Origin of the sequence: Pseudomonas sp. NPDC077451 (genome assembly GCF_044543345.1) — a bacterium.
Lineage (GTDB): Bacteria > Pseudomonadota > Gammaproteobacteria > Pseudomonadales > Pseudomonadaceae > Stutzerimonas.
On record NZ_JBITVX010000005.1, the window covers coordinates 23170 to 35220 of the forward strand.

The following is a 12051-nucleotide window of genomic DNA, read 5'->3' on the forward strand; positions in this document are numbered from 1 at the left end:
CCGGACCAACGCATGACCAGCTTCGTCACCCAGTGCCCCCATTGCCAGACCAGCTTCCGCGTCAGCCGCACCCAGCTCGCCGCTGCCCAGGGTGTGGTGCGGTGCGGTGCGTGCATGGAGCTCTTCAATGCCGCCCGCTACCTGCAAGAAGCAGACACGACTGGCAACAGCGACGCGGGCGCAGACGCCACTCACCTCTCCGCCGCCAGCGACGCGCCAAAAGCGCGAGCGCTGCCAGACAAACCTGTAGATCAAGACGACACGTTTTGGATCCACGACGATCTGGATCTGGATAGCCTTGATCTTGATGAAGAGTTGGCAAAGCTTGAGCGACAGGAGTTGGAACTGTCCCGCGAGTTCCTGGAGCTTGAACCGCAACCTGGTGAACAGCAGCACAGCGAACACACGGACCATTCAATTGATGACGACGAAGCGTGGGCCGAGCAGCTGTTGAGCGCGGAATCAGCACCCCAAATACGCAACGAGCCGCTCAAGGCGGAGCCAGAACATACCGCCGAGCCCGGCACCGATATTTCGGATATCCACTTCACCCCAGTGAGCGCCGAACACCCCGCGCCGCCGAGCCCACTGGCAAGCACTACTGATCCATTGATCGGCCAGCTCAATTCAGCGGGACGCACCGAGCCCCTGCTCGATCGGCCGTTCGATTCCGACGAAAACAGTGCGCAGTCTGCCCTGGCGGGCCGAAAATCAGTCAGCACCGAGCGAGACTACGGCCGAGGGGAGCGGCTGTTCGAACTGGACGATGAACCATTGCAACTCGATTGGCAGGCGCGCCGGCGCCCCTGGGGCCGCTGGTTGGGTTGGGGCTTATTGAACCTAATCGCCCTGCTTGGCTTAGCAGCGCAGTATGCCGCCTATAACTTCGACGAGCTCGCGCGACAAGATGAGTACCGCCCTTGGCTGGAGAAAATCTGCCCTGCTCTTGGCTGCGAGTTGCCGCCCAGAGTCGACATCAGCCAGATCAAGAGCAGCAATCTAGTGGTACGCAGCCACCCGGACTTCGCTGGGGCGCTGGTTGTCGATGCGATCATCTACAACCGCGCACCCTTTGCCCAGCCTTTCCCATTATTGGAAGTGCGCTTCGCCGACATTCAGGGCCAGACACTTGCGCGGCGTACGTTCAAGCCCGGCGAATACCTCTCAGGAGAGCTCGCCGGACAGCGGGAAATGCCTTCGCAGATACCTATCCACATTGCTCTGGATATTCTCGACCCGGGCATTACGGCAGTAAATTACAGCCTCGCGTTTCGCTCCCCCGATTAACGACCGCACAGCCTGAGACGATAAGTGGCCTTTGCCGCCCCCTTTTTCGGGGCGGCATGCTACCGCTGGTTATAAGCTCGGAGCTGTTCAGATTTTGTTCAGAACAGCCTTTAACCCGTCATCCGTAGCGGGTATTATGCACACCCTTTTTTGCTGTCCCGATCGACCTAACAAGCAGGCTCCAAGCAGGGAATCTTCATGTCAGCGGTACGCATCGGCCCCTATATCCTTCCGAATCGATTGATCCTCGCGCCCATGGCCGGCGTGACCGATCAGCCGTTCCGCCAGTTATGCCGACGTCTAGGCGCTGGCATGGTGGTGTCGGAAATGGTGACCAGCGATGTGCGCCTGTGGAACAGCCGCAAATCGCGCCTGCGCTTGCTGCACGACGGGGATCCAGAACCGCGCTCGGTGCAGATCGCCGGCGGCGATCCACAAATGCTGGCCGAAGCGGCCGCTCGCAACGTCGAACTGGGCGCGCAGATTATTGACATCAACATGGGTTGCCCAGCCAAGAAAGTGTGCAACAAGGCCGCCGGCTCGGCGTTGATGAAGGATGAGAAGCTGGTATCGGAAATACTCGAGGCTGTGGTCGCTGCGGTTGATGTGCCAGTAACCCTAAAAATCCGTACCGGGTGGGACAGGCAGAACAAGAACGGGCTCGCAGTGGCGAGAATTGCCGAGCAATCTGGGATCGCCGCGCTGGCCGTGCATGGCCGAACGCGTGCCGATCTCTACACAGGTGAAGCGGAATACGAGACCGTCGCGGCGATCAAGCAGGCCGTGTCGATACCGGTGTTTGCCAATGGCGACATCGATACGCCAGAAAAGGCCCGCCAGGTGCTCGACACCACGGGTGCGGACGGACTGCTCATTGGCCGAGCCGCGCAGGGTAAACCATGGATCTTTCGTGAGATAAACCATTACCTCACGACAGGCGACCTGATGGCATCTCCGTCGATGGGAGAGGTCGAGAGTATCCTGCTGCAGCATCTCGAGGCACTGCATGCGTTCTATGGCGATGTGATGGGTGTACGTATCGCCCGTAAGCACGTCAGTTGGTACCTGGCAACACTACCCGGCGCGCAGGAATACCGCGGCCGGTTCAACGGTTTGGAAGACAGGGATGCGCAATGCGCCAGCGTTCGGGGATTTTTCGCCGAACGCCGTACACGCCCTGATTCGGGGGAAGGAAAAGGGGTGGCTGCATGACGCTGTTGAACGAAACCTTGTTAACTGGAACAACATCCGTGAGCGACAACGTGAACCTCAAGCAACACCTTAATACGCCGAGCGAAGCAGGTCAGACCTTGCGAGGCAGTGTGGAGAAGGCGTTGCATAACTATTTCGCGCACCTAGAAGGCGCGGACGTTACGGACGTTTACAACCTGGTGCTTTCCGAGGTGGAAGCCCCACTGCTGGAAACCGTGATGAATTACGTCAAGGGCAACCAGACCAAGGCCTCGGAGCTGTTGGGCCTGAACCGTGGCACCCTGCGTAAGAAACTCAAGCAGTACGACCTTCTCTGATCAGCGGTGAGCTCCGATGGAACGGTGCAAGCCGTCTTCCTAAGAGCTATCCGCTTGCAGCCTGTAGCTCTTAGGAAATGTCCATGACCGACCAAAGCACCCGCCTTCCCGTCCGCCGCGCGCTGATCAGCGTGTCCGACAAGACCGGCGTCGTTGATTTTGCCCGCGCACTCGTCACTCTGGGCGTCGAGATCCTGTCCACCGGCGGCACCTTTAAACTGCTGCGCGACAATGACATCGCCGCCGTCGAAGTAGCCGACTACACCGGCTTTCCGGAGATGATGGACGGTCGGGTCAAGACGCTGCATCCGAAGATTCACGGCGGCATCCTTGGCCGCCGTGATATGGATGGCGCAGTCATGGCCGAGCATGGCATCAACCCGATCGACCTGGTTGCAGTCAACCTGTATCCCTTCGCCGCTACCGTCGCCAAGCCTGGCTGTACGCTGCCGGACGCCATCGAGAACATCGACATCGGTGGCCCGACCATGGTCCGCAGCGCCGCAAAGAACCATAAGGATGTCGCCATCGTCGTCAACGCCGACGATTACGTTCACGTCATCGACAACCTGAAAAACGGCGGCCTGACCTATGCGCAGCGTTTCGACCTGGCGCTCAAGGCCTTCGAACACACGGCCTCCTATGACGGCATGATCGCGAATTACCTGGGGACCGTCGACCAGAGCGCTGAGACGCTTTCGACCGAGGGACGCAGCCTGCTTCCGCGGACGTTCACCACCCAGTTCGTCAAGGCGCAGGACATGCGCTACGGTGAGAACCCACATCAGATCGCGGCCTTCTATGTCGAGACCGCGGACGAAGCCTGCGTTGCCACCGCCCGCCAGCTGCAGGGCAAGGAATTGTCGTTCAACAACGTCGCCGATACCGACGCGGCGCTTGAGTGCGTGAAGAGCTTCGTCAAGCCAGCCTGCGTAATCGTCAAACACGCAAACCCGTGCGGTGTCGCCGTCGTTCCGGATGCTGAGGGCGGCATCCGTCAGGCCTATGAACTGGCTTATGCGACCGACAGCGAATCGGCATTCGGCGGCATCATTGCCTTCAACCGGGAGCTGGATGGCGAAACGGCAAAAGCCATCGTCGAACGGCAGTTCGTCGAGGTGATCATTGCACCAAGCATATCGGCCGAAGCCCGCCAAGTGGTCGCAAGCAAAGCCAACGTACGCCTGCTCGAATGCGGCCAGTGGCCGGCTGATCGGGCACCGGGCTGGGACTTCAAGCGCGTCAACGGTGGTCTTTTGGTACAGAGCCGCGACATTGGCATGATCAGCGAAGCCGACCTGAAGGTCGTCACCCAGCGCGCCCCGACCGAACAGGAAATCCACGACCTGATTTTCGCCTGGAAAGTAGCCAAGTTCGTCAAGTCCAATGCCATCGTCTACGCCAAGAATCGGCAGACAGTCGGTGTCGGCGCCGGACAAATGAGCCGGGTCAACTCCGCACGGATCGCAGCGATTAAGGCTGAGCATGCCGGCCTGCCGGTGCCCGGTGCGGTGATGGCCAGCGATGCGTTTTTCCCGTTCCGGGATGGCATCGATAACGCCGCCAAAGCCGGTATTACCGCGGTAATCCAGCCAGGTGGTTCGATGCGCGACGCTGAGGTGATTGCGGCTGCAGACGAAGCCGGCATCGCCATGGTGTTCACCGGCATGCGCCATTTCAGGCACTAAAAGCTCGAAGTCTGAAGCTGGAAGACTGAAGCCTACTGCTTCCGGCTTCCGGCTTCGGCTTCCAGCTCTCAGACGAGAGATTCGAGTATGAACGTTTTAATCATCGGCAGCGGCGGCCGCGAGCATGCCTTGGCCTGGAAGGTCGCGCAGGACCCCCGCGTAGAGAAAGTTTTCGTCGCACCTGGCAATGCCGGCACGGCAACTGAAGTGAAGTGTGAAAACGTCGCGATCGACGTACTCGCCATAGAGCAACTGGCAGACTTCGCCGAGAGGAACGTGCAGCTCACCATCGTCGGTCCCGAAGCGCCACTGGTCAAAGGTGTCGTCGACCTGTTCCGCTCGCGCGGGCTCGACTGCTTCGGCCCGACCGCTGCCGCAGCACAGCTGGAAGGCTCCAAGGCGTTCACCAAAGACTTCCTCGCCCGTCACAACATTCCTACCGCCGATTACCAGAATTTCACCGAAGTCCAACCGGCACTTGCCTATCTGCAAGAAAAAGGCGCACCGATTGTGATCAAGGCCGACGGTCTTGCGGCCGGCAAAGGCGTGATCGTCGCCATGACCCTGGCCGAAGCGGAAGAAGCCGTGCGCGACATGCTCTCCGGCAACGCGTTCGGTGATGCGGGCGCACGGGTAGTGATCGAAGAATTCCTCGACGGCGAGGAAGCCAGCTTCATCGTCATGGTCGATGGCACCAATGTGTTGCCAATGGCCACCAGCCAGGACCATAAGCGTGTCGGCGATGGCGACACCGGCCCAAACACGGGTGGAATGGGCGCTTATTCTCCGGCGCCGGTGGTGACCGCCGAAGTCCATCAACGTGTGATGGACGAGGTGATCTGGCCGACCGTTAAGGGCATGGCTGCCGAGGGCAACGTCTATACCGGCTTCCTCTACGCCGGCTTGATGATCGACCGCAACGGCGCGCCCAAAGTCATCGAATTCAATTGCCGCTTTGGCGATCCGGAAACCCAGCCGATCATGCTGCGCCTGCAGTCGAGCCTGGTGCTGCTGGTCGAAGCAGCTTTGGCCAAGGCGCTGAACAAGATCGAAGCGCAGTGGGATGCGCGGCCGAGCCTGGGCGTAGTACTGGCTGCGGGAGGCTATCCGGGTGACTACAGCAGAGGCGCCGCGATCCGTGGTCTGGACGCTGCGGCTCAACTGGAGGGCAAGGTGTTCCATGCCGGAACCGTATTGGCGGACGGAGCGGTGACCACCGCTGGCGGTCGCGTGCTCTGCGCTACAGCCCTTGGCGATACGGTCTCCGCAGCTCAGCAAAATGCTTATGCACTGGCCGCTCGCATTGAGTGGGACGGCCATTTTTACCGCCATGACATCGGCTATCGTGCAATTGCACGTGAGCAGGGCGGAAGCTAAGCGCGAAAATTGCGGTAATGTGCGCGACGGCAACCCTTATCGCTCGTTGCGTGCATCACTGAGCGCCAGCACGGTGGTTATAATCCACCGTCACACACATGAAGGGACTTCAATCGTGCGTCGACTCTGGGTCGCCATTGCTTTTACCTTCAGTCTGTTGTTGGCTGCGCTGGTCGCATGGCCTGCATTCGCCGCCGTTAGCGAGCCGGCTCCCCTCCCCGTATCGCCAGATGCCCTGCCGGCGACAGAGCCCAACTGGCGTTTGCTCATTGACCAATCCGGGCTCCTCACCCTTGACGAGGTTCTGGCTCAGCGCAGCCTGTTCCAGCGAATCGACAAACATGCCTATGCCGCACCCGCGAGCGAAAACGCCGTCTGGTTGCAGGTGACCCTCCCGGCGTTCGTCGACCCGAACTGGTTGTGGATCTTCGCGCCACGCGTGCAATACCTCGATTTTTACTTGTTGCGCGATGGCCAACTGGAACGCCATATTCAAACAGGCGAGCTCAGGCCTCTCGAGTCGCGCCCCCTGCCCACTCGTGCATATCTGTTTTCGCTTCCCAATGACAACACGCCTCGCGAGGCCTACATCCGCCTGCAATCGTCCCACCCGATCATGGCCTGGTTCAGGACCGTGGATGAGATAGGGCTTGTCGGGCTGGCGCGCCCAGCTTACCTATTTGGTGCATTGTTTGGTGCCCTGGCCCTGCTGACTATCTACAACCTGCTGCGCTTTGCCTACACCTTGAGCTACAGCCATGTTTGGCTTGCCTTGCTACACGGCACCCTCCTGACCTCTGCGATCGCGAATCTGGGTCTGCTTGCAGTCTGGTCGCCCAAGCTGATCTATAGCCAGCCGCTGATCGCCGATATGGCCGCACTGCTGACCTGTATTTCCTTGCTAAGCTTCACTTACGGCTTCTTCCATAACCGCAAGGTACCCTGGATAACCGGGGTGCTTGCGCTGGAAACAGGCCTCGTCAGCGCGCTCGGAGCAACCATACTGTTCACCGCCCACCTCTGGTTCAGCTGGTTGATATATGCGTTGGTGCTAGGTACCGCCGCCACCGTTACCGTCGTGGCAATTCATCATTGGCGGCAGCGCTACGAACCCGCTCGATTGCTGGTTGCTGGCATGCTGTTGTTCGATGGCGGCTTCGTCCTCGTCCTGCCCGTTCTACTGGGCTTCAATCAATTCGACCCGGATTGGCTGACCGGGATCATGTTCAGTGTGGCCACCTGCTCTGGGTTGATCCTCAGCTTCGCACTGCTTGAGCGGCAGCGACAAATTCAGTCGGACAGCCGCAATCAACATACAGCGGAAGCCGTTAATAGCGCCGAATTGCGGACCAAAGCGGACTTCTTGGCAAAGATCAGCCACGAGATTCGTACTCCAATGAACGGTGTGCTTGGCATGAGTGAACTGCTACTCAGCACCTCGCTATCAGCCAAACAACGTGACTACGTTCAAACCATTCACAGCTCCGGTAACGAGTTGCTCAATTTGATCAACGAGATTCTGGACATTTCCAAGCTGGAGTCCGGACAGATCGAGCTGGACGACGTGCAGTTTGATCTCAACGCTCTTATCGAAGATTGCCTCAGCATTTTCCGCGCCAAGGCCGAACAGCAGCGAGTCGAGCTGATCAGCTTTGTCCAGCCTCAGATGCCGCATGTGGTTGCTGGCGACCCGACTCGCTTGCGCCAGGCATTGTTGAATCTGCTCGAGAACGCCTTCAAGCAAACCGAAGAAGGCGAGGTGCTACTGACCGCAGCGGTCGATGACCGCGAGGGCCAGCCCCGCCTGCGCATCACCGTACAGGACAGTGGACGACCGCTGGAAACACAGGAGCGGGATGCCCTGCTCAACGCTGCGTTGGATAGCCGCGACTTTCTCGCCGCGACGCGCCATGGCGGCCGCCTCGGCTTGATCATCGCCCGACAGCTGGTACACCTTATGGATGGCGAGTTCGGCATTCAGACCGGCGGCGTTGCCGGCAACACGCTGTGGATGAGCTTGCCACTAGCGGCCGAGATCGCCGAGCCCGCTAGCGATCTGGATAATCAGCTTAAAGGCGCCCGGCTGCTGGTGGTGGATGACAACGATACTTGCCGAAAGGTGCTCGGCCAGCAGTGCAGCAGCTGGGGCATGGAGGTCAGTGCGGTTGCCTCAGGCAAAGAGGCCTTGGCGTTACTGCGAACCAAGGCGCACCTACGCGAGTATTTCGACGTGGTTTTGCTTGATCAGGACATGCCCGGTATGACGGGCATGCAGCTGGCGAGCAGAGTCAAGGAAGACTTCAGCCTTAACCACGACATCCTGTTGATTATGCTGACCGGCATGAGCAGCGCGCCGAGCAAGATCATCGCACGCAACGCTGGCATCAAACGCATCCTGGCCAAACCCGTCGCCGGCTACACGCTGAAAACCACCTTAGCGGACGAGCTGGCGCGCCGCACCAACGCGATCACGCAATCCTCGGCGACCCAAGCCAACGCACCGCTTACGGTGCCTGACGATTTCCGCATCTTGGTCGCAGAAGACAACAGCATATCCACCAAAGTCATCCGCGGCATGCTGAGCAAGCTCAACCTCAAACCGGATACCGCCAGCAATGGAGCGGAGGCGCTTGCACTGATCAAAACGCACCCCTACGACCTGGTGCTCATGGACTGTGAGATGCCGGTGATGGACGGCTTCGAGGCAACCGCACAACTACGGGCCTGGGAAACCTCCGAGGCCAGGCCGCGGACGCCGGTGGTGGCGCTGACTGCGCATATTCTCAGCGAGCACCGAGAGCGTGCCCGCGAAGCCGGGATGGATGGGCACATGGCCAAACCTGTCGAAATGTCCCAGCTACGCGAGCTGATCGAGCACTGGGCCCGGTCCCGAGCAGCCACAGCGGATCGCTAGGCTTTGGTCATGCCTAGCGGGTTGGCGGTACATACCTGACATCACTGATGATCAGCAGGCTTTCAGGTTGGGCAGGCATCCGAGACGCTTTGATCTCCAGGTCTTGGGCCGGCACCGCATAGCTCATGCGTCGGGTCAGCATCCGCAGGGCGTTCACCAGCAAAGCAATCGCCAGTGGTTCCCCCGGACAACGATGGCCCGTCGCAGCGTCGCCGCCGCCTTGAGTAATGAAGTTAAAGGCACCTCCATCCCAGGTCGAAAAACGTTCGGGCCGAAACGCTTCGGGCTCCTCCCAGAGTCTGGCATCGCGATTGGTACCGTAGAGATCCAGCAGCACCCGCGTGCCCTTCTGAAAGAAATAGCCCCTCCATTCAAAATCCTTTCGCACCCGAGCGGCTGTAAACGGGAAGAAGGCATGCAACCGGCGAACTTCCTGAGCGAAAGGCTCTAACGCCGAATCCTCTTGCTGCAGGCGCTGTCGCCACTGGGGGTGCGCCAGCAGTTCCACAGCGGCAAAGATTACAAAGCGTGCTACCGCGACGGTGGGGCGCAACAGATTAAGCATTTCGACCGCAGCCACTCGCTCGTTCAGCAACGCACCATCCGTATCACGATGCCGAGCGATAACCGCCAGGGGCCGGTCCTTATCGACCTTCAACGCGCCAGCTCGCCATTGCCTGATCAGCTCGACCATCCAGGTCTCGGCTTCTTTGCGGGATCGTCGGGCATGCCAATGACGGGCCCCAATGCCACCCGCGCCGTCAATCATGGCGGCCAACTGGTCACGACGTTGAGTCACTTCGTCTTCCGCGAGCGGCACACCAGCCCACTCGCATACGGTACGGGTAAGGATCGTCTGTACCTCAGTCATCAGAACCAGGCGATCACGGTGCTGCCACGTCTCGATGGCCGCTTGCCAATAGGCCTCGCTCAAACGGACCAGCTCTACCACGGCCTCGTCGGACAGCAGCGACATGAACAATGCCTTTCGATGCCGGTGGGCTTCGTCATCCAAGCCCTGCACACCACCCTCCCCGAACAGCGTCTTCTGCAACATGCGCGGCGCTGCGTGCTGACGCTGGAAAAGCCGCTCGTCATAGAACAGCGTCGCCGCTTCTTTGCCACTCATGCAGATAGTGTTCTGCATAAGCAGCCGAACCTGGAAAATATCTGTTCCAAGTCTGTGGCAGCGACTGGGGATAAATGAATAGCCTTCGCCAAGTAACGAAAGCGAGCTTTCTGCCTGGGAAACGCGGGGAATATCTGGCATGAGCACTCCTTTGTAGTTGCTCCACGATGGACTCCACCGCGGTACAGGGGTGCCCCAGTTAGGTACCTTTCGTTCAACAATGAACAAAACGCCCGGTCCGCTGCCGATAAAAGACCGGCCGAATTATTCAGCGACGTAGCATTACCCATTGTCCGAACCTTCGCTTCGAGGCATGAGCCGTCGCCAAGGAGCCCACGCAATGATGAAGAGGAGCGATGTCGCCTGGACCCTTGTGGGCATCACGGCGGTAGTGCTGTCCGGTTATCTGCTCTATCAGGAAATTCGCAATCTTTCACTGGCCGAACTGACCGACAGCCTCGCCGCGATCAGCGCACATAATTGGATGCTGGCCGGACTGGCAACGCTGGGGGCCTACTTTGCATTGGCCTGGTACGACCGAATCGCCATAGCCCACCTGGGTAAGCACATCTCATGGTGGTTCATCACGCTCTGCTCGTTCACCACCTACGCCCTCGCTCATAATGTTGGCGCGTCCGTGTTTTCTGGTGCAGTCGTGCGTTACCGTGCGTACCGCAGCAAAGGACTGACGCCTCACGAAATCGGCGTACTGATCGTGTTCTGCTCGTTGACCTTTATCCTTGGTACGCTGTTGGCCAGCGGCATCGTGTTGATCTGCAGACCGGAATTGCTCAACAGGCTCGTCGATGCCGAGCGATGGCTATCGATTGCAATAGGCGCTTCGCTGCTATGCCTTATCGGGCTTTACGTGATCGGCGCCTGGCGACATTTCCCGCCAATGCAGCTGGGCAAATGGCGAATCACCTACCCGCGCCTGCCTATTGTTGGGAGACAGCTGATTGCCGCGCCACTGGAGCTCGCGTGTGCCGCGGCAATCATCTATTTTGCCCTGCCCGAGACAGGCAATCCCGGCTATCTGGTGGTGCTCGGCGTATTCCTTGCCTCATTTTCGCTGGCGTTGTTGTCACACGCACCCGGTGGACTCGGGGTGCTGGAAGTGACCTTCCTGGCCGCCATGCCAGAGCTGCCTACGGCTGATGTGCTAGCCGCGCTAATCGTATTCAGGGGTTTTTACCTGCTTCTGCCGCTTGCCCTGGCAATTCTGGTAGTCGCGCTGTTTGAAGCGGGACAGTGGTCGCTGCGGCGACGCACCGGCCCTGCGAGGCGCTGAGCGCGTCACGAAACAACACCATTGCCCTATGGCTATGCGCGTCTTGCCGCGCGATCATTCGTCCTCTTACGAGCCGAAAGCGAATCAAATGACCAATACCCGCACCAACCGACCCAGCTCCGAGCAACCGGCCGCGCATAAGCCGCGCCCTTTAATGGACCTGGCAATCAGCATCGTCATCCCATCGCTGATCCTGATGAAACTCAGCGGCGAAGACCGCCTCGGCGCGGATGGCGCACTGTTGCTGGCGCTGGCCTTCCCGCTCGGCTGGGGGTTGTTCGAGCTGGTGAAATACCGCAAGTTCAATTGGATAGCCCTGCTGGGCCTGGTCAGCGTGCTGCTTACCGGCGGCATCGGCTTGCTGCAGCTCGATCCGAAATGGCTGGCGATCAAGGAAGCGGCAATTCCCGGCATCATTGGTGTCGCCGTACTGGCCTCGACCCGCACACGCTTTCCGTTGATTCGCACCTTGCTCTACAACCCCAAGGTGCTGAATGTAGATAAGGTTCATGAGCAACTTGAGCGCAACGGGCAAACCGCTCACTTCGAGACGCGCCTGCTGCGCGCGACCTATTTTCTCAGTGCCACCTTCTTCTTTTCGTCGTTCATGAACTACGTACTAGCCAAATGGATCGTCAATAGCCCCGCCGGTAGCGAGGCATTCAACGCAGAACTCGGCCGTATGACCTTGCTCAGCTATCCGATGATTGCAATCCCGAGCATGGTGATGATGATGGCGATCTTCTACTACCTCTGGAAGACCATCCACGGCCTGACCGGGCTGCGCCTGGAAGACATCGTCGCCAACCATGCGCGTACCGATAAGCAAACCTGAC

The 12051-nt window shown here is 59.4% G+C and carries 9 protein-coding genes; 8 read left to right on the forward strand and 1 reads right to left on the reverse strand.

Annotated elements, in window-relative coordinates; translation table 11 throughout:
- Nucleotides 1-12: 12 nt before the first annotated feature.
- The 6 genes from ACIGHL_RS09980 to ACIGHL_RS10005 all read left to right on the forward strand — a co-directional run bounded on the left by ACIGHL_RS09980 (nt 13) and on the right by ACIGHL_RS10005 (nt 8795).
- Nucleotides 13-1287: a DUF3426 domain-containing protein gene (locus ACIGHL_RS09980; protein WP_128119995.1), complete on the forward strand. Its 1275-nt coding sequence runs from the start codon at nt 13-15 to the stop codon at nt 1285-1287.
- 198 nt (nt 1288-1485) lie between these two features.
- On the forward strand, nt 1486-2499 hold the full coding sequence (gene dusB / locus ACIGHL_RS09985) for a tRNA dihydrouridine synthase DusB (RefSeq protein WP_128119996.1): 1014 nt from the start codon (nt 1486-1488) through the stop codon (nt 2497-2499).
- Nucleotides 2496-2816, forward strand: coding sequence for a DNA-binding transcriptional regulator Fis (gene fis, locus ACIGHL_RS09990; RefSeq protein ID WP_021208373.1), 321 nt, complete (start codon nt 2496-2498; stop codon nt 2814-2816). Before dusB ends, fis begins: the two co-directional genes overlap by 4 nt.
- Nucleotides 2817-2899: 83 nt before the next feature.
- Entirely contained in the window at nt 2900-4504 is a 1605-nt protein-coding gene (gene purH, locus ACIGHL_RS09995) for a bifunctional phosphoribosylaminoimidazolecarboxamide formyltransferase/IMP cyclohydrolase (protein WP_128119997.1), read from the forward strand.
- An 87-nt stretch (nt 4505-4591) separates the two neighbouring features.
- On the forward strand, nt 4592-5881 hold the full coding sequence (purD, locus tag ACIGHL_RS10000) for a phosphoribosylamine--glycine ligase (protein WP_128119998.1): 1290 nt from the start codon (nt 4592-4594) through the stop codon (nt 5879-5881).
- A gap of 115 nt (nt 5882-5996) precedes the next feature.
- Nucleotides 5997-8795 (forward strand): hybrid sensor histidine kinase/response regulator, encoded by a 2799-nt coding sequence (locus ACIGHL_RS10005; protein WP_128119999.1) that lies wholly within the window; start codon nt 5997-5999, stop codon nt 8793-8795.
- Between the two features lie 13 nt (nt 8796-8808).
- Here the strand turns inward: ACIGHL_RS10005 and ACIGHL_RS10010 are convergent, their stop codons facing one another.
- Entirely contained in the window at nt 8809-9942 is a 1134-nt protein-coding gene (locus tag ACIGHL_RS10010) for a cytochrome P450 (protein WP_241509107.1), read from the reverse strand.
- A 322-nt stretch (nt 9943-10264) separates the two neighbouring features.
- Here ACIGHL_RS10010 and ACIGHL_RS10015 point away from each other — a divergent pair, with 322 nt between their 5' ends.
- On the forward strand, nt 10265-11215 hold the full coding sequence (locus ACIGHL_RS10015; protein WP_128120001.1) for a lysylphosphatidylglycerol synthase transmembrane domain-containing protein: 951 nt from the start codon (nt 10265-10267) through the stop codon (nt 11213-11215).
- An 88-nt stretch (nt 11216-11303) separates the two neighbouring features.
- Entirely contained in the window at nt 11304-12050 is a 747-nt protein-coding gene (locus ACIGHL_RS10020) for a VC0807 family protein (protein WP_128120002.1), read from the forward strand.
- The last annotated feature ends 1 nt before the right edge of the window (nt 12051 follow it).